This window comes from uncultured Oscillibacter sp. (assembly GCF_910579365.1).
Classification (GTDB): Bacteria; Bacillota; Clostridia; order Oscillospirales; family Oscillospiraceae; genus Oscillibacter.
Window position 1 is genome coordinate 1 of record NZ_CAJTUX010000054.1, and the last position, 18,686, is coordinate 18,686.

At 58.8% G+C, this 18,686-nt stretch carries 12 protein-coding genes and 1 pseudogene; 3 read left to right on the forward strand and 10 right to left on the reverse strand.

The genetic code is table 11. The annotated features are described in order from the left end of the window. Nucleotides 1-84 precede the first annotated feature (84 nt). Both QZ329_RS11440 and QZ329_RS11445 read right to left on the reverse strand, forming a co-directional pair. Entirely contained in the window at nucleotides 85-1,098 is a 1,014-nt protein-coding gene (locus tag QZ329_RS11440; protein ID WP_295752708.1) for a Gfo/Idh/MocA family oxidoreductase, read from the reverse strand. Between the two features lie 394 nt (nucleotides 1,099-1,492). After that, on the reverse strand, nucleotides 1,493-3,154 hold the full coding sequence (locus QZ329_RS11445; RefSeq protein WP_295752709.1) for a solute:sodium symporter family transporter: 1,662 nt from the start codon (nucleotides 3,152-3,154) through the stop codon (nucleotides 1,493-1,495). 371 nt (nucleotides 3,155-3,525) lie between these two features. Between QZ329_RS11445 and QZ329_RS11450 the strand changes: the two genes are divergently transcribed. Then, on the forward strand, nucleotides 3,526-4,560 hold the full coding sequence (locus QZ329_RS11450; protein WP_295752711.1) for a LacI family DNA-binding transcriptional regulator: 1,035 nt from the start codon (nucleotides 3,526-3,528) through the stop codon (nucleotides 4,558-4,560). A 329-nt stretch (nucleotides 4,561-4,889) separates the two neighbouring features. Here the strand turns inward: QZ329_RS11450 and QZ329_RS11455 are convergent, their stop codons facing one another. The 4 genes from QZ329_RS11455 to sulP all read right to left on the reverse strand — a co-directional run bounded on the left by QZ329_RS11455 (nucleotide 4,890) and on the right by sulP (nucleotide 12,009). Beyond that, nucleotides 4,890-6,389, reverse strand: a complete 1,500-nt coding sequence (locus tag QZ329_RS11455) for a class I SAM-dependent DNA methyltransferase (protein ID WP_295752713.1) — start codon at nucleotides 6,387-6,389, stop codon at nucleotides 4,890-4,892. Nucleotides 6,390-6,391: 2 nt separating this feature from the next. Next, complete coding sequence (locus tag QZ329_RS11460) at nucleotides 6,392-7,519, reverse strand: restriction endonuclease subunit S (RefSeq protein ID WP_295752726.1); 1,128 nt, start codon at nucleotides 7,517-7,519, stop codon at nucleotides 6,392-6,394. Nucleotides 7,520-7,541: 22 nt separating this feature from the next. After that, nucleotides 7,542-10,274 (reverse strand): type I restriction-modification enzyme R subunit C-terminal domain-containing protein, encoded by a 2,733-nt coding sequence (locus QZ329_RS11465; RefSeq protein ID WP_295752715.1) that lies wholly within the window; start codon nucleotides 10,272-10,274, stop codon nucleotides 7,542-7,544. 88 nt (nucleotides 10,275-10,362) lie between these two features. Then, entirely contained in the window at nucleotides 10,363-12,009 is a 1,647-nt protein-coding gene (gene sulP, locus QZ329_RS11470) for a sulfate permease (protein ID WP_295752717.1), read from the reverse strand. A gap of 261 nt (nucleotides 12,010-12,270) precedes the next feature. Here sulP and QZ329_RS11475 point away from each other — a divergent pair, with 261 nt between their 5' ends. Continuing rightward, complete coding sequence (locus tag QZ329_RS11475) at nucleotides 12,271-13,158, forward strand: radical SAM protein (protein WP_295752719.1); 888 nt, start codon at nucleotides 12,271-12,273, stop codon at nucleotides 13,156-13,158. Between the two features lie 130 nt (nucleotides 13,159-13,288). Beyond that, nucleotides 13,289-14,257: a glycoside hydrolase family 25 protein gene (locus QZ329_RS11480; protein WP_295752720.1), complete on the forward strand. Its 969-nt coding sequence runs from the start codon at nucleotides 13,289-13,291 to the stop codon at nucleotides 14,255-14,257. A gap of 398 nt (nucleotides 14,258-14,655) precedes the next feature. On the opposite strand, the gene QZ329_RS11485 is transcribed toward QZ329_RS11480, so the two are convergent. From QZ329_RS11485 to QZ329_RS11500, 4 genes and pseudogenes are all read right to left on the reverse strand, one after another. Continuing rightward, on the reverse strand, nucleotides 14,656-15,618 hold the full coding sequence (locus QZ329_RS11485) for an ABC transporter permease (protein WP_295752728.1): 963 nt from the start codon (nucleotides 15,616-15,618) through the stop codon (nucleotides 14,656-14,658). A 25-nt stretch (nucleotides 15,619-15,643) separates the two neighbouring features. Beyond that, a complete protein-coding gene (locus QZ329_RS11490; RefSeq protein WP_295752722.1) occupies nucleotides 15,644-16,738 on the reverse strand; it encodes an ABC transporter permease in 1,095 nt (364 codons plus the stop codon). Beyond that, nucleotides 16,735-18,273, reverse strand: coding sequence for an ABC transporter ATP-binding protein (locus QZ329_RS11495; protein WP_295752724.1), 1,539 nt, complete (start codon nucleotides 18,271-18,273; stop codon nucleotides 16,735-16,737). The genes QZ329_RS11490 and QZ329_RS11495 overlap by 4 nt, the downstream gene beginning before the upstream one ends. Before the next feature lie 126 nt (nucleotides 18,274-18,399). After that, nucleotides 18,400-18,686: pseudogene (locus QZ329_RS11500) on the reverse strand (BMP family ABC transporter substrate-binding protein); the annotation flags it as partial.

Genomic DNA, 18,686 nt, shown 5'->3' on the forward strand with positions numbered 1-18,686 from the left:
TTGGCCAGAACGTCAACGTCAAAGGCGATTTTCATTGGAAGCGCTCCTTTCCAAATTCTATAGAGGTCTATACCGCAGCGGCTTTTATTTCTTATAGAAATCAGGGGTACCGCCGGTCACAACCTTTTCCATCTGACCGGAAGTCTGGGACTTCACCAGAGCGTCTGCGGTGATGGAGGCAACATAGCCGTCCCAGGCGGAGGAGCCGCCGGTCTCACCCTTGAGGGCGTGGTCCACCCAGTCCTGAATCTCCACGTCGTAGGAGTCGATGAAGCGAAGAATCCAGTTGTCCTCAATCTTGGTAGAAACCTGGTTGGCAAAGCGCACGGTGGGGAAAGAGGGGCAAGGCAGGTTCACCACGCCGTTCTCGCAGACCACCTCGCAGTTGATGTCATAGCCAAAGCCGCAGTTGACATTCACTTCCAGCATGACGACAATGCCGCCCTTGGTCTTCATCATCATAACCTGAGGGTCCCGCAGACCCTGATGCGCCTTGCTGGAGACCTTGGGAAGAATGCACTGGACCTCGTCCCACTCGTCATTTACCAGCCAGGGCAGGCAGTCGATCTCATGGATGGCGGTATCCGTAACGGCCATGGCGGTGGTATAGCTGTCGGCCACGCCGTCGGCGCGATGCGTGCATTTCACGATCAAAGGAGCGCCAAACTTGCCGGAATCCAACAGCTCCTTCACCTGGTTGTAGCCCCGGTCATAGCGGCGCATGAAGCCGATCTGAACCAGATGCTTGCCAGAGGCCATCTCCGCATCCACCACAGCCTTGCAGTCGGCGGCGGTATTGGCCAGAGGCTTCTCGCAGAAAACGGGCTTGCCAGCCTTGATGGCGGCGAGAACCGGGTCCTTATGGAACTGACCGGGCGTGGTGACCACCACCGCATTGACGTCGGGATCGTTGATCGCCTCGTTGAAATCCATGTAAATCTTCGTACCGGGACCGGCGATCTCCGCGCCCTTTTTCACGCCCTCTTCGAACACGTCGCACACGGCGACAACCTTGGCATTGCGGATACGGTTCTGAATGCGTTCAATGTGCTCCCGGCCGATCATGCCGCAGCCAATCAGACAAATATTGAGTTCCATAATCATTGCCTCCTATTTTTATAAAACTTTATCAAAACTCCAACCAGCTCTTGCCGGAACCGGCCGGATGGGGTCTGCCCTTTTTGCGTGCTCTTGTTTGCTGCTTTGTTTTCCCCTTTCTGTTTTGTATTATAGCAAAGCGTTCACGAGAACGCAACCAAAATCGCAAAATAAAATCCACAATAATCCGGCAATCAAATTGTAAAAAGCTCCATCACTTCCATACCGGCCTTGCCGCTTTTGACGAAGATGTACAAATTCATATTTCTTCTTTGCGTTCAGCACGCACGCTTCAGACCTCTCTTTTTCCCAGAGATTCGCTGCAAAAGGAAAGGAGCCCCCTAAAGGCTCCCTTTTCCCTGTTGAGCAAATTGCGCTTTCCAGTCTTCCCTGCTCAGGCAGCAACACCCATCGGAGAAAACACGATGTAAATCACAACCGCCAATACCAGGCCGATGATGGAAACAACATGCCGGTATTTCCAAGGCGTCAAATCCACCGCTCCCACGTCCTCGGGAACATACTCCTCTGCGGGCCGGTATTTGTTCAGCGCCCACATGATGATAAGCTCAATGGGGAACAGCACCGCCATGGCATACAGGTAGTGAATGGGGTTCTCCGTGCCGGGATAGTTGGGCGCAATCAGGAGGAACCCTCCATAGCAGACCACGTGGAAAATGGCAATCACCTTCGGGGTATAGGCGGGCAGACGCTTGAACAGGAACACACCCAGAATGGTACACAGCACCGGCAGGGACACAAACTGGCTCATGGAGTTGAGGAATGTGGTAATTCCGGACGCATTCATTACAAACGGCGCGATCACAATGGAGACGCAGCCCGCGATGGTGCCGTAAATCTTACCCACTTTGACGCAGTGCACGTCGGAGGCATTGGGCTTGAAGGCGGAGCGGTACAGGTCCAGCGTAAACATGGTGGACGCGGAATTCAGCACCGAGTTAAAGGAGGAGAGAATCGCGCCAAACATCACGGCGGCGAAGAAACCCATCACCGGCTTGGGAATGATGGCGGCAATCAGCGCCGGGTAGGCGAAGTCAATGGCCTTGTCCCCTGCGGCGGCAATGGAACTTTGGATGGAGGGCAGATAGAAAGCGATGATGCCGGGAATAACCAGATACAGGGGGCCCAGGCACTTCAGGAAGCCGCAGAAGATCGCGCCCTTCTGTCCCTCCTTCAGGGACTTGGCGGCCAACGCCCGCTGAACAAAAGACTGGTTGGTGCACCACCAATAGAGGTTGTTGAAGAACATGCCGGTAATAATGAGGGGCCAAGGAACCTCAGGTTCCGGTGCGTTCCATGCGTTCACCGCGTTGAGCTTCGCGGGATCGGCCTCCAGAATATAGCGCACGCCGTCCAAAATGCCATGGCCGCCGGTCTGAGACGCCAGCACGGCAAAGCCGATGAAGGGCACCATCAGACCGCCGATAATCAGGCCGATGCCGTTGATGGTATCGGACACGGCCACTGCTTTCAGTCCTCCGAAAATGGCATAGCAGCCGCCGATAATGCCGATAATCAGGCAGAGAACCGCCACCGACTGGAATCTTGTGATTCCCAGCATCCCGGAAATACCGAAAATCTCCTCAAACACCACCGCACCGGAGTACAAAATCACCGGCAGGTTCAAAATCGAGTACATCACCACGATGACCAGGGAGAACATGGTCTTTGTCCCCTTGCCATAGCGAACCTCCATCAAAGAGGGAATGGTCATGGCTCCCATCTTCAAATACCGGGGCAGGAAATAATAGGCCAGCGCCAACAGGGTGAACATGGACCCCACCTCCCAGGCAATGGGTCCCATATTGGATTTCCAGCTCTGCCCGTTCAATCCCACCAGCTGCTCGGCAGACAAGTTGGTCAGCAGCAGCGAACCGGCAATCACGATGCCGGGCAGTCCCCGTCCGGCCAGAAAATACCCCTCGGCAGACTCCAGATTATCTCCCCTGGTCTTCCAGCTGGAGATAATCGCCACCAAAGCGGTGAAGAGAACAAATGAGATCAGCGTCCACGCGATTGAACTGAAGAACGTCATTGTGGTAGCCTCCATTTTTATAGTTTCCGGAGAAACAAGAAGCACACATTTTGCACGTCAAAAGGGGGACGGGCGTCTCGCCAATACGCGTGCGGCAACACGCTGCGGGTTCCGAGGCGAGCTTTTCGATTTCCTGATATTAAAATACCACATAAATTTAAGGTATGCAAGGAAGAAAACTGTAAAAAACCCCCAATGCGGGAAGTTTGTAAAACCCCGCAAAACCGGGGGAGGTGTTCTTGTGCAATTAGTCGACTGTCCCGCCGAATAAGCGTGCAAAAGCGTGCAGTCTTGTGGAATTTCGAAATTCTCTTGTCAAACCCTGCGTATTTCTGCTATAATAGCGCCATAAAGCGGATAGGAGAGTCATCATGGCAGTTACTTCACAGCAAATTGCAGAGCTGGCAGGGGTCTCCAGGGGAACCGTAGACCGTGCTCTGCACAACCGCGGCCGGGTTAACGCGGAAGTGGCCGCACGCATTCTCAAAATTGCGGAGGAACTGGGCTACCGGCCCAACAGCATTGGGCAGGCGCTGGTTCGAACCAGGCATGACCTTCGTCTGGGCGCAATTCTGCAATCCGCCGAGACGCCCACCATGCAGGACGTGGCCGCCGGCGCAAGGCAGGCCGCCGCAGAACTGCGGGTCTCCGGCATCGAGGTGGAGCTGCGGGAGATACAGGGCAGAGACACCCTCCAGGTGCTCCGGCAAATCAATGAACTGGCCGCTTGGGGCGCCAGCGGTCTGGCCATCGCCGCGGCCAATACGCCGGATCTGGTCCAGCGCATCAACCAGCTCCACGAACAGGGAATCCCGGTGGTGACCTTTAATACAGACGCGCCGGACAGCCGCCGCCTGTGCTTTGTGGGCATGGATAATTACCGGGCCGGGCAGACTGCGGCGGGATTGATCCGGCAAATGCTTCCCTCCGGCGGGCTGGTGCTCCCCATTGCCGGACATGTCAACAACGGCGCACACAACAGCCGGCTGCGGGGATTTCTGGACACGCTGAAGGATGTGGGGGACATTCAGCTTCTCCCCTACCAGCCCTGTTTCGACCGGGACGATTACGCCCACGAGATCACCCAGCATACCCTGCGGGAAAATCCCTCCCTGGCCTGCGTCTATATCACGTCCAACGGGCAGCGCGGCGTCTGCCGTGCCATTGAGGACGAGCACCGGAAGGGCCTCGTCCGTGTGATTGCCTACGATTTAAACGAACCCAACCGGGCGCTTCTGCAAAACGGAGATTTGAGTTTCGTGCTGGACCAGGTGGCCCACAGGCAGGGCAGCCAGCCTATGCAGATACTCTACAGTTATCTGCTGGGCAACAAGTCCCCGGAAAAGGAGCTTCTTTATACAGACATCCTGATTCGCACAAAATACAACATCTGCGAAGTTCCCTGACCTGGCCGCCGCACCGGCTTTCCTTTCATAAACATGCGGCTCCTTCTATTTCATATCATCTTTATAAAATATCTATAGATTGGTAAATGCCGTGCCGTCTCCTGCTGAGACGGCACGGCATTTTATAAGCATATAAGCTGAAAAATCAAACGAATTCTTACGCTCTGTTTTCTTCACTGGCCCCTTATAGACTCTGAATGAATCTTTCAATTTGAAACAGCGCCGCGCCAGCTGCGGAAGCGTCCAGCTGAGAGCGGCAGTCTTTCCATTAGGAGGCATCCGCTTCAAAGGGATTTTGCTCTGCCGACAGCGCCCACAAAAGCCACGCATTATGAAAGCTGCCGCTGCAGTTCCCGAAAGCTCTCCAGCGCGTCCTGCAATTCCTCGATAATTCCGGCAGCCAGCTCCTCCGGCGAGAGAAGATCATCCAGTCCCGCGAGAGTTCTGTCCTTGATCCAAAAGATATCCAGACTGGCCTTTTCCTGCTCCAGAATCTTCTGCGCGTCAAACCGCCGCCAACGGCCATCGGGGTTCTCCTTCGACCAGGTCTCCTTCCGCTCATACCGGTTCTCCGGATGATAGCAGGCGATAAAATCCTCCAGATCACTGTCCTGCATAGGACTTTGTTTCAGCGTAAAGTGGATGTTGGTGCGAAAATCGTAAATCCAAATGTCCTTGGTCTGCGTTTCCGCAGAGGCCGGCTTCTTGTCAAAGAAGAGAACGTTCGCCTTGACGCCCGGCTTGTAGAACACCCCTGTGGGCAGCCGGAGTATCGTATGTAAATCCGTCGTTTGCAGCAGCTTCCGCCGCACCGTCTCCCCCGCGCCGCTTTCAAACAGCACGTTGTCCGGAACCACCACCGCCGCTTTGCCGGAGGCGTTTAAAATGGTGTTGATATGCTGAACAAAATTCAGCTGCTTGTTGGAGCTGGTGGTCCAGAAGTCCGTCCGGTTGTATACCAGGTCCTTCTTTTCCTTCTCCTGCTTGTCCTTTTTCTTCCCCTTATGGGCCAGAGTAATCGAGGATTTTTTCCCAAAAGGCGGGTTGGTCAGCACGTAGTCCACCCGGATGCCGGGGTCCGTCAGCAGCGCGTCGCCCAGTGTCACCGGAACATGGCCATAGATATCGCCGATATTGTGGAGATAGAGGTTCATCAGGCAGAGCTTGAAGGTTGTGGGAACCAGCTCGTTTCCAAAAAAGGTCTGGTTCTTTAAAAAAGCCTTCTGCTCCCGGTCCAAGGTATAGTTCCCCGGGTCGGCAATGTACTCCTGCGCGGCCAGGAAAAAACCGCCGCTGCCGCAGCAGGGGTCCGCAATGGTCTTCATCGGCTCCGGACGCAGGCATTTGACCATGGCGCGAATCAGCGGACGGGGGGTGAAATACTGTCCCGCGCCGCTTTTCACATCCTCCGCGTTTTTTTGCAGCAGTCCCTCGTAAATCTCGCCCTTGACGTCGGAGGACATGGACACCCACTTCTCTTTATCGATCATCTGTACAATGCGGTAAAGAATGGCGGCGCTGCTGATTTTATTGACGGCGCCCTTGAATATCTTTCCCAGGATGCCCTCCTCTTCCCCCAGCCTCTCCAGGGTGGCCTTATACTGCCCCTCCAGCTCCGCGCCTTTGAGGGTATTCATATCCGTCCAGGCATATCCCTTCGGGATGCCGGTTTTTTTCTCATAAGGCGGTCTGGCGTACTCGTCGGACATCTTCAGGAAAATCAGATACGTCAGCTGCTCCAGATAATCGCCGTAGGATACGCCGTCATCCCGAAGCGGGTTGCACATTCCCCATACCTTGGAGATAATGGCGGAGGTTTGATCCGGCATAGTCAGTCTCCTTCAAACGCTTTTTTCAAAATGCTCTGCCGCAGAGCTTCCGACTGCCGCAGGGCGGTTTCGATGGTCCGTTCCATCTGTTCGCAAGCGGAGAAACGCTGTTCGATCCGCTCCAAAATGCGGCTGCCCTCAGCCTCAGAAACGAAAGGAACCTTCACACCGCGGATATCCTCCAGGCCCAAACCGAGCTTTCCCGCACCCCGTTTGTTTTTCAGCAAATCCGCCTGCCCGAAATCGCTCCTAAAGTACCACGCCATGACTTTGCCCTGAGACGGGTTCCTAAACCGGACTAAGGCGATGTGCTGGTTGATATACGCCTCTCCCATGTCCTCCCCAACATAGCCGATACTCCCCAAATCCGCCGTAATCGACACCAAAACGTCGCCGGGCAGCAGTCTGGTGCGGCTCCCTTCCACTCCGGATTTCAAAGAAACGTGCTGCACATGCTCTAAATTTATACGAATGGAGTCTCTCGTCAGATTTCCAATTCGGATAAACTTTGCCCCGGCTTCGCTGTAATACCGGGCCCATCCTCTGGACCCGCTTGTGACCAGCGACGCCGCTTCCCGAACCGTGCATGCCCGCTCCATCTTAGAAAACGCCTCTTTCAGCACCGCCTGCCGGTATGCCCTCAGATGCTCTTTTACCGCTTTCAGCCTGGTCTCGGCAGCGTTCAGCTGCGCAAGCTGCCCCTCCAGCCGGGCCACCGTCCGCTCCTGTTCCGAAGGCGCGGGCACTCTCAGGCGGAGCCCTCTCAGCATTTCCACGTCCAGATGCGGCGTTCCGGTGCCCCTTTTCCGGGTATTCAGGAGGGAGTATTTGCCCTGGAGAAAATGGAACAAATAAGGACCGCTCAGCCCCTCCGCCGAAATCTTTGCCAGCGTAGAGCCCACATACCCCTTTACCGCATAGCCGGCCAGCCCGGAACGGGACCCGTCGCATACGATTAAAATGTCCCCCTCCTCACAGGGAACGCACTTTTCCCCGTCCGTATAACGGCGGATGTTCCCCGTTTCAAACGCCTCAATGTCCACATACGGCGCGAAGCCGTCCCCACACCGGCAATCCTGCCGGACCGGCTTTCTTCCCTTCTCCAGCTTCAGAATTGAGCCCAGCTCCACAAGTTCCAAAAAAACACCCCTATCATGCCACCAGCTCCACATTCAGCTCCAGCAAGAGGCTCTTGTAGTCCTCTCCGAACACCTCATAGAACCGGCCCAACCCCCCTTTGCGGTCAAAGGGACTCAGACTCAGGTCCCCGACCTCCATGCTGAGGGAGGCGGCAATATGATCCCGAATCAGCCGCAGCCAATCCATCTGCTCCTCCGTGAAATGCACCGGCCCGGCGTTGCGGCGGAAGGCCCACTTCTGAAAATTGTGGTTCACCCGCTCCGCAAAGGGGACCAATTCGGGGACCAGCCCCAGCTCGTAGCGGATCATCGACACCAGGTCCGCCAGCTGGGCCACCGTGCTCCGCCGGACCTGGCCCGGCGACCGCAGGGCATAGCAGTCCCACAGCCGCTCCACCGTCATCTGCCGGGCCCGCAGCTTTTCATACAATGCCTTCAGGCCCGCAATGGCCATGGGACGATCCCGATAGCGCTGGTCGTAGACAATGCCCAGGGCGGTAATTTCGTCCCGGTTCTCCTCAATAAATTCCCGGAACGTCCGGAGAATCTGTTCCACCGACTTCTGCTGGTCTTTGCCGTAACCGGCGAACAGCACCGTATCAATGTTCACACTGTCAATCAGCTGCTCGTGACCCCGAAGAACTGTCTCGATAAACGTCCGCACCTCCGGACGGCAGAAGGGTTCGGCCGCCTCCGCCGCCAGCGCGGCCTGTGCCGCTTCCAGCTGGGCTCCGGACGGCGCGTCTTCCCCGGCGGCCGCCCGCGCGCGTTCCTCGATCGCGTCCTCGTCAAAAGCGTCCAACAGGCGCTGAGCCACCGTTCCGGCGGAGACGCCCGCGACCTCTGCGAAACGCTCCCGCTCCTCCCGCGTCATGCGGCTGTTCAGACGAACGACGCGATTCGCCAGAGAGGTCAGCGTATCCTCGTCCCTGGCCCCCATCGCCACATACATCATCAAGCTCTTTAAATTGACGGACGGCTTTCGCTCCAGGCAACGAGTATCCGTCTTCTGGGACCTGGTAACGCCCACGGCGTCAATAATGACGAAATGATCCTTATTCTCCTGGGCGGAGGGCGTCACCTTTTTCAGCTCGTCCTTTTCCATGGAGCGGGTTCCCCGGCCCTTCATCTGCTCGAAGTAGCTGCGGCTGCGGACGTCCCGCATGAAAATCAGGCACTCAATGGGCTTGACGTCGGTGCCCGTGGCAATCATATCCACGGTTACCGCAATCCGGGGGTAGTAATCGCTGCGGAAATCCCGCAGAGCCTCCTCCGGCTTGTCCGCGGAGTAAGTAATCTTTCTGCAAAACCGGTTTCCCTCGCCAAACTCCTCCCGGACGATCTGAATAATGTCGTCCGCATGGCTGTCCTTTTTGGCGAAAATCAGAGTCTTGGGAACCTCCCGGCGGCCGGGAAACAGTCTGGTATAGAGCTGTTCCCGGAAGGCGCGGATGACCGCCCGGATCTGGCTTGGGTTCACAATGTCCCTGTCCAGCCTGGAGGGCGTATAGTCCACATCCTCGTCCATCTGCTTCCAGCGTTTTTCCCGGGACAAGCGGTTCCGGTATTCAATGAGCTGCTTCATAATGTGGGCGCCTCTCGTGCCCACTTCGGTCTCAATCAGGAAGATATCCTCCCCCACGCTGACGCCGTCGGTAATGGCCTGCTCCCTGGAGTATTCGCTGACCACGTGGGAGTCGAAAAAGCCGAAGGTCCGCTTGTCCGGGGTGGCGGTCAGGCCAATGATGAACGCGTCGAAGTATTCCAGCACCTGCTTCCAGACGTTATAAATGGAGCGGTGGCACTCATCCACGATGATGCAGTCAAAAAACTCCGGGGGGTACTGCTCGTTATAGACCACTTCTCTGGGCGTTTTGCCGGCGGCGCTTTCCTCCAGCGGCGCCTCCTCGGCGGACTCCTCCAGCTCCTCCCCCCTGAGGATGGAATACATGCGCTGAATGGTGCTGATATAAACCTGCGCGTCATCCGGCATCCAGGAGCTTCTGAGCCGGTGGATACCGTAAATGCTGGACAGGGGACGGGGATCGTCGCCCGGCGTGTAAGCCATAAACTCCCGTTCCGCCTGGGCCCCCAGACTCCGCGTGTCCACCAGGAACAAAATCCGGTTCATCTTCCCGAATTTGATCAGGCGGTAAGCCTCCGTAATGGCCGTAAACGTCTTCCCCGCGCCGGTGGCCATCTGCACCAGCGCCTTTGGCCAGTTCTCCGCAAACGAGGCGTCCAGATTCCGCAGCGCCATCCTCTGACAGTCCCGAAGGCCGGTCTCGTCCAGAGGGGGGAGCCTTTTCAGATTGTTGCGGAGCGTATCGGGCTGGGCGAGAAGCGCCTGAAGCGTCTCCGGGCGGTGGAAGGAGAACACCGTTCGGGAGCGGCATTTCTGGTCTCCATAATCCGTAAACCGGGTCAGCTTGTCCGTCGCCTCGTAGGCAAAGCGAATCTGGTATTCCTGCCTCACCCACTTGAAGGAGCTCCCCGCGTAGCGGGCGGACTGGGTTTCCGCGCTGGTGATCTTCTCCCCGGCCTCGGAACGCTTTGCCTCAATCACGCCCACAGGCCGCCCCTGCACAAACAGGGCGTAGTCCACTTCTCCCGTACTGGTGGGATACTCCCGCACGGCGACGCCCAGGGCCGCCCCGGGATTGACCTCCTGCAGGTCCTGCACCACCCATCCGGACTGCGTCAGCTTCTGGTCGATTTCCAGACGCGCCTTTTCCTCCGGTGACATCCATGCTCCCTCCTATCTTAAAAATCATCCCACAGCATTTCCAGCTTTCAGTATACCGCAACGATCTCCAAACCGCAAGAGGAGGACATCACAGGACCGCCATCTCCGAAGCTCGAACCAGGGCCGCGTCGATGTTGGGCGCGAAGTTCTCCTCCCCTACCTGCTCGTACATGCCGGATTTCCGGAATACGGACAAGGGCTGCTGGTTGACGTGGGAGAAAATCACCCGTATCCCCTTGTCCCGGCACTCCTCATAGAGCCGCCGGAGGCTGTTCAGAGCGGTGATGTCCATGGCGGGCACAGCGCGCATCCGGAGAATCAGCACGGACCGTCCGGTGTTCCGCTCCATGTGGGGAATCTTGTCTGCCGCGCCAAAGAACATAGGCCCGCTGATTTCATAGACCATTACATGGGCGGGCACGGGCTTCAGGCGGCTCTCGCCGTCCTTCCCGGCCTCGGTATCCTCGATGTACTCCCACTCTTTCACCACGGCCACATCCGCCATGCGCTTCATAAACAGCAGACAGGCCAGAGACAGGCCCACCACAATGGCGACTACCAGGTCGAAAACCACCGTCAGCAGAAACGTCACCACCAGGACGGCCACGTCGCTCTTGGGCGAACGCTTCATCACCTTCACCACCGTCCGCCAGCCGCTCATATTGTAGGCCACCTGGAACAAAATGGCGGCGATGCAGGGCATGGGGATCAGAGCGGCGTAGGGCATCAGCAGCACCAGCACCAGCAGCAGCACCGCCGCGTGCACCATGCCCGCCACAGGGGACCGCCCTCCGTTTTTGATATTCGCCGCCGTCCGGGCGATGGCTCCGGTCGCCGGGATACCCCCGAACAGGGCCGAGGCGGCGTTTCCAACCCCCTGCGCCACCAGCTCCATGTTGGAGTTGTGCCGGGCTCCTATCATCTCGTCGGCCACCACGGCGGAGAGAAGCGACTCGATGGCCGCCAGCACGGCGATGGTGAAGGCGTCCGGCAGCACCGCCGCCACCGTATCGTAGGACAGGGCGGGCAGGGTAAACTCCGGCAGGGCGCTGGAGATGGTATAGAGGTCCCCGATGGTGTTCACCGGCAGGGCCAGCAGCTTTACCGCCGCCGCAGTCACCACCACGGCGATGAGCGAGGCGGGAATCTTCTGGAACAGCCTGGGCCAAAAAATCAGCACCGCCAGGGCCAGACAGCCCACGCCCACGGCGGCTCCATTTACCGTGGAGAAGCGGCGAAGGGCCTCCTCCAGTTTCTCCATGGTCTCCACCGGGGCGTTTTCAAAGGTCAGGCCAAAGAAATCTTTCAGCTGGCCAATGAGAATGGTGACGGCAATGCCCGCCGTGAAGCCGGTGGTGATGGTATAGGGAATAAATTTGATCATGCTGCCCATCCGCAGAACGCCCATCAGAATCAGCATGACGCCCGCCAGAATGGTGGCGGTGGCCAGACCCTCCATGCCGCTCCGGGCCACAATGCCCGCCACGATCGTGGCAAAGGCAGCGGTGGGACCGGCAATCTGGACCTTGCTCCCGCCCAGGGCGGAGATCAGAAATCCCGCCACAATCGCGGTATACAGCCCCTGCTCCGGGGACACGCCGGAGGCCAGTGCCAGCGCGATGGACAGCGGCAGGGCGATAATGGCCACAATGACGCCGGCGGTCAGATCCTGGAGGAAGTCCTTCCTGGAATAATGCTTGAGGGAATGAAGCAGCTGGGGGGTCAATTCTTTCATATGCGTCTCTCCTTCTTTGGACTTGGGCATCGCATTCCTCTTACACAGCATATCACAAGACCCCCGGCAAAACAATAGCATTTGGAAAAGGCCGGAATCCCCTTTCATCCGCCTCGGGGCCGCAGGCCCATAACGGGGACCTTCTCTTCCGAAGAGTTTCCTCCCTTTTTGACAAACCGGGTTGACTTTGTCCGGCCAACTTCGTACAATGACCTGTAAGAATCATCGGTTCCCCGCCCGGGAACCGCCGGGAGCAGACAGATGGAATACATTTCCGCCAAATCCATTGTGAACCGCACCAAGGACCCCAGCTGGTTCGGCACGGATTACAACATGAATATTTACCGGGGCTGTCCCCACGGCTGTATCTACTGCGACAGCCGCAGCGACTGCTACCACACGCCGCAGTTTGACCAGGTAAAGGCAAAAGCGGACGCCCTGCGCATCATCCGGGACGATCTGGAACGCAAGGTCAAACCGGGCGTGGTGGGCACCGGGTCCATGAGCGACCCGTACAATCCCTTTGAAGAGACGCTGCTGCTCACCCGGCACGCGCTGACCTTGCTGGAGGCCTACGGCTTTGGAACGGCCATCGCCACTAAGAGCGATCTTATCCTCCGGGACGTGGATGTACTCACCTCCATCAACCGGACCATGCCGACCATCTGCAAAGTCACCATCACCACCTGCGACGACGGGCTTGCCGCCAAGGTGGAGCCCCGTGCCCCCTCCCCCTCCCGCCGGCTGGCGGCGGTGGAACGGCTGAGCGCCGCCGGATTGTTCACGGGCATCTTGATGATGCCGGTCCTTCCGTTTCTGGAGGACCATGCGGACAACATCCGCGCCATTGTGGAGCGGGCCGCAGACGCCGGAGCGCGGTTCATCTATCCCGCTATGGGAATGACCTGCCGCCCGGGACAGCGGGAGTATTTCTACCGTCAGCTGGACACGCGCTTTCCCGGTCAGGGCCTGACGGAGCGCTACCAGCGCCGGTACGGCACGCGCTATCAATGCGTCAGCCCCAAAGCCCGGGCGCTGTGGGAGGTGTTCCAAGAGGAATGCGCCCGCCGGGGGCTGCTGTATTCCATGAGCCGCATTGTCGCGGCCTCCCGCCGCGGACACGAGAGCGATCAGCTCAGCTTGCTTTAAAGCCGCGCACCCCGCCAAAGCACGTGGAACCCCGGCGGCAAAAAACCGGAAACTGCGGATAAAGCAGGCTTGAAACGCGCAGAATTTGTGATATAATAGAGAAAATTGTCGAATTGTGGAGGAAACCACTATGAGAGACGGTCTGTCCGGATTGGACCTGAAGGAACAGGAAACGGCTGGCCGCCCGCCCAGAGAGACGCGGCCGCCTGACTCTCAGCGGCCGCCGTCCCCCCACTCCAGGCGGCGGTCTCATTCGATGGACCTGAGCGTTTTGTCCCTGGTAATCTCCGCCATTGCGCTGATCGCCGCCGCAGCGGCGCTGCTTCTGGTCCTGCGGAAGGACGAGGAGCCGGAGGCGCCCCCTGAAATCCAGGAGCCGGTCACCTTCCGTTTCGGCGACATGGTGTTGGAGCCGCTGGAGGGAATGCCCCTCAATCCCTACAATAAGGACGCCTTCTCCGTGGACGCCAACGGTCGGGTCTCATACGAGCAGCATGGCCGGCAGGCCAAAGCCGGTATCGACGTGTCCACCCATCAAAAGGACATCGACTGGCCGGCGGTGGCGGCGGACGGCATCGACTTTGCCATCCTCCGGCTGGGCCACCGGGGCTACTCCCAGGGCGGCCTGTTCCTGGACGAGACCTTCGAGCGGAACCTCCAGGGGGCGCTGAGCGCCGGGCTGGAGGTCGGCGTCTATTTCTTCTCCCAGGCCGTCAACCCCGAAGAGGCGGAGGAGGAGGCCGGCTATGTTTTAGAGGTCCTAAACGGACAGAGCCTCACGTTCCCCGTGGCCTTTGACTGGGAGCCCATCACCGGGGACGAGGCCCGCACCGACGGTCTGGACGGAGCGATGATGACCCGCTGTGCCGCCGCCTTCTGCAAGCGGATTGAAGATGCGGGCTACCGCCCGGCAGTCTACTTCAACCAGACCCAAGGCTATCTCCGCTATGACCTGCGGCAGTTGACGGACTATACGCTATGGCTGGCAGAGTATGACACCGTTCCGGATTTCTACTACCACTTTGATCTGTGGCAATACTCCCACACCGGACGGGTGGACGGCATTCAGGGGGATGTTGATCTGGATTTAGCCTTTTAAGCAGAACAAATCCAAACACGAACGGGAGCGGCATGCGGCGTCCGGCTCCTCCGCAGGGCTCCATGATGCTTTGAAAAAAGAGGTCAATGGTCTGAAAGCCTCAGATCATTGACCTCTTTATTCTGGCAAAACCGGCGCCGGACAGCGGACCCGTCAGATGCCGCTTCCACGCGCTCCGGCTTCTCTGCCGCCGCTTCACCGATGGACCCGTACGCTCTTTGCGGACAGAGCTCCCGGGAAGCGGCGAAGTTTCCGGCGGCTCAAACGATCCGCATGGTTTTATAGTCAACGCAGTTGAACAGGAGGCCGCCTATGCGGCCCGAAGCGCTGCATGGCAGCGCTTCGTTGAAAAGAATCCTTTGGATTCTTTTCAACTGCGCCGACTGCAAAAATCGACTCTACCGATCCTCCCGGAAATAGGCCAATCCCAGACTGGCAGGGGGCTGCTTCTCCTTATTGTTTCGCATGCTGGAGGCGATCAGCACCACCACCGTCACAACATAGGGCAGAATCTTATAAAGCTGCGTGGGGACAAAGGGCAGCACCAGCCGCAGATACAGAATCATCAGCGTGCCGAAGAGCACCGAGCCCCAGATGGCGGACAGAGGCCGCCACATGCAGAAGATGACCAGCGCCACCGCCAGCCAGCCTACGCCGCTGAGTCCCTCGTGATTCCACACGCACCCGGCGATGGTCATGATATACACCATGCCGCCTACGGCGGAAATTCCTCCGCCGATCACCGTTGCCAAATACTTGTATCGCTCCACCGCGATGCCCGCCGCGTCCGCCGTGGCGGGAGACTCCCCCACGGAGCGGAGATACAGGCCCGTCCGGGTGCGGTTCAGGAAGAAAAACATCCCCAGAGCCAGCACAAGGCCCAGATAGAAAAACACACTGTTTCCAAAGAGCACGCCGCCCAGCACCGGGATTTTCTGAAGGAAATCGGGAAAGGGAGAGCTCTGGAAAAAGCCCTTGAGATGGTTGCTGATGGAGATGTAGCCGTTTTCCCGGACCCGCATGTACTCCCCCAGGAACTGCCCCACGCCAGTGCCGAAGATGGAGAGCGCCAGACCGGTGACATTCTGGTTGGCCCGGAGCGTGATGGTAAGGAAGCTGAAAATCAGGGAGGCCAGCGCCCCCGCCAGGAACGCGCAGAGAAGACCGATGCCCACGGCGGCGAAGCCGCTGGCTCCGGCTCCCGCCGCCTTCTCGTAATAGAACACGCCGCCCAGGCCCAGGGCGCCGCCCATGAACATAATGCCCTCCACGCCCAAGTTCAGATTGCCGGACTTCTCCGTCAGAATCTCCCCCAGGGTGCCAAAGAGAAGCGGCGTGCCATAGGTAATGGCCGCGACCATCAGGGCGATGAACAGACCAAGAAAATTACCCATGCTGCGCCTCCTTCCTGCCCGCGCCGCGGAAAATCAGCTTGTAGTTGATGAAGAACTCACAGCCCAGCATGCAGAACAGCAAGATGCCGGTGATGATGTCGGAGATGGAGGTGGGCACCGCCATACGGGTCTGGAGGGTCTCCGCCCCCTTGCTCAGCACTGCCAGCAGCCCCGAGATGCCCACCATGGCAAAGGCGTTCAGCTGGCTCAGCCAGGCCACCGTGATGGAGGTGAAGCCCACGCCTCCGGCCACGCCGTCGTAGAGGGTATTGTTGGCTCCGGAGGCCACAATGAAGCCCACGATACCGCTGATGGCCCCGGAGAGGAACATGGTGCGCATCATCACCCGCCCTACGTTCATACCGGCGTACCGGGCAGTGTTGATGCTGTCGCCGATGACGGCGATCTCATAGCCGTGCTTGGTATAATTCATATAGACGTGCATGAACACCACCAGCGCCAGCACGATGATCCAGCCGCAGTGAACCCCCAGCACCCGGGGCAGGCAGGCGGCAGAGTCAAACTGCGGAATGATCTGCGAGCCCTTTCGCCCCTCCCAGGGGCCGCCCTGGAGCCAGCGGACCACACCGATGATGATGTAGTTCATCATTAAGGTGAACAGCGTCTCGTTGGTATTCCACTTGGCCTTGAAAAAGGCGGGAATCAGAGCCCAGAGCCCTCCGGCCACCGCGCCGGCAATGCCCATGACGGTCAAAAGCGCCGGGGAGGGCAGGCGGTTTGCCCAGAAGAGGGCAAAGTAGCTGGCGGCGATGGCCCCGGCGGTGATCTGACCCTCCGCGCCGATGTTCCAAAAGCGCATCTTGAAGCAGGGCGCAATGGCCAGGGCGCAGCCCAGCAGCGGAACGGCGATCTTCACCGTCTGGCGGATGGCGCTCTTCTTTCCCAGGGCGCCGGAAATCATGGTGCCGTAAGCGGTGACGGGGTTGGCCCCCGCCAGCGCCATCACCAGAGCGCCCAGCAGCAGGGCAAAGAGAACGGACCCGGCCCGGATGCACCAGACCTTCCAGCCCTCCATACCGTCCCGCTTGGCGAGGCGGATGAGGGGATTTTTCTTCTCGCGGCTCATTCCGAGGCCTCCTTTCCGCCCAGGCGGGTCATCAGCAGGCCGATCTGCTCTTTGGTGGCAGACCGGGCGTCCACCACTCCGCTGACCTGCCCGCCGCAAAGAACCAGAATCCGGTCGCACAGCTCCAGCAGCACGTCCAGGTCCTCGCCCACATAGAGAACGGCCACGCCCTTCATCTTTTGTTCCGTCAGCAGATTGTAAATCGTATAAGAGGTGTTGATGTCCAGCCCCCGTACCGCGTAAGCGGTCATGAGCACCGAGGGGGCGCTGGCAATCTCACGGCCCACCAGCACCTTCTGCACGTTGCCGCCGGACATGCGGCGGACGGGGAAATCCGTGCTGGGGGCAACGACCTCCAGCTCCTTCCAGATGCGCAGAGCCAGCTCGTTCGGGTCCTTGCGGTTGAGGAACACCCCCCGGCCCTTCTTCCAGGAGCGGAGCATCATGTTCCCCGTCATGCCCATGGACCCAACCAGGCCCATACCCAGCCGGTCCTCGGGCACAAAGGCCATGGCCACGCCGGCCTTTCGAATCTGCATGGGGGTCTTGCCCACCAGATTGGCGGGGGACTGCCCGTCGGGGGTGTAGAGAATCTCCCCCTGATTAATGGGACAGAGACCGGAAATAGCCTCCAGCAGCTCCTTCTGGCCGGAACCGGCGATACCGGCCACGCCCAGAATTTCGCCGCTCATGGCGGTAAAGCTGACATGATCCAGCTTCTTGACGCCCTCACCGTCCAAAACCGTGAGCCCCTTGACGTTCAGCCGCTCCGCCGGCTTTTCGTACCGGGGCCGGTCGATGTTCAGCGTCACGGCATGGCCCACCATCATATCAGTAAGGGCCTGGGGACTGGTCTCGGAGGTGTTGACGGTACCGATGTATTTGCCCTTGCGGAGAACCGCCACCTTGTCGGAAAGGGCCATGACCTCGTGGAGCTTGTGGGTGATGATGACGATGGCCTTTCCGTCGGCCTTCATGGCCCGGAGAACGTCGAAGAGCTTATCCGTCTCCTGGGGGGTGAGGACGGCGGTGGGCTCGTCCAGAATCAGGATGTCGGCCCCCCGGTAGAGGACCTTGACGATCTCCACCGTCTGCTTCTGGGAGACGGACATGTCGTAAATCTTCTGCTCGGGATCAATGTCAAAGCCGTATCTCTCGCAGATGCCCCGCACCTTCTCCCCGGCGGCCTTGATGTCCAGTCTGCCCCCCTCCTCCAGGCCCAGGACAATGTTCTCCGCAGCGGTGAACACGTCCACCAGTTTGTAGTGCTGGTGAATCATGCCGATGCCGTGGGCAAAGGCGTCCTTGGGGGAGCGGATGGAGACGGGCTGGCCGTTCACGAAAATCTGGCCCTCGTCAGGGAAATAGATGCCGGAGAGCATATTCATCAGCGTGGTCTTGCCGCTGCCATTCTCCCCCAGCAGGGAGAGAATCTCTCCCCGGTTCAGTTTCAGATCAATGCCGTCGTTGGCCACCACCTCGCCGAAGCGTTTGGTAATGTCCTTAAGCTCAATGGCACATACAGTGTTTTCCAAAAACGCTCACAATCCTTTCTAAGAGGTCCCGGCAAAGAGCAGCGCCTGCCGGGCGGAGTCGGGATGGAGTGGAAAAGAACAGGGGCCCCGCGGGGCCCCTATGGAGTTCTTTGGCTGAGGCAAAAATCAGAACGCGGAGTTCAGCCACTCGATGCCGTCGATGGACAGGGCAAAGTAAGGAGCGGACTGGAAATAGGACTCGTGGAACGCGCCGTCGAACACGGCCTCCTCGGAGTCGGCGGCAAAGTCGCCGTCGGTATCCAGGGCGAAGGCGCTCTCCAGGGCCTTGCCCTCGATGGTGAAGGTGCTGGTATCAAAGACCTGGAGCTTGCCGGAGCGGATCTGATCCTCCACTTCCGCCAGCTTCTCGGCGGTGCCGGGGGCGGCGATGGCCTCGTTCAGGTCCGTCATGA

Coding starts and splice junctions, on each gene's coding strand:
- QZ329_RS11440 (WP_295752708.1), bottom strand. CDS start 1,098: ATGGAACTCAATATTTGTCTGATTGGCTGCGGCATGATCGGCCGGGAG.
- QZ329_RS11445 (WP_295752709.1), bottom strand. CDS start 3,154: ATGACGTTCTTCAGTTCAATCGCGTGGACGCTGATCTCATTTGTTCTC.
- QZ329_RS11450 (WP_295752711.1), top strand. CDS start 3,526: ATGGCAGTTACTTCACAGCAAATTGCAGAGCTGGCAGGGGTCTCCAGG.
- QZ329_RS11455 (WP_295752713.1), bottom strand. CDS start 6,389: ATGCCGGATCAAACCTCCGCCATTATCTCCAAGGTATGGGGAATGTGC.
- QZ329_RS11465 (WP_295752715.1), bottom strand. CDS start 10,274: ATGTCACCGGAGGAAAAGGCGCGTCTGGAAATCGACCAGAAGCTGACG.
- sulP (WP_295752717.1), bottom strand. CDS start 12,009: ATGAAAGAATTGACCCCCCAGCTGCTTCATTCCCTCAAGCATTATTCC.
- QZ329_RS11475 (WP_295752719.1), top strand. CDS start 12,271: ATGGAATACATTTCCGCCAAATCCATTGTGAACCGCACCAAGGACCCC.
- QZ329_RS11480 (WP_295752720.1), top strand. CDS start 13,289: ATGAGAGACGGTCTGTCCGGATTGGACCTGAAGGAACAGGAAACGGCT.
- QZ329_RS11485 (WP_295752728.1), bottom strand. CDS start 15,618: ATGGTCGCGGCCATTACCTATGGCACGCCGCTTCTCTTTGGCACCCTG.
- QZ329_RS11490 (WP_295752722.1), bottom strand. CDS start 16,738: ATGAGCCGCGAGAAGAAAAATCCCCTCATCCGCCTCGCCAAGCGGGAC.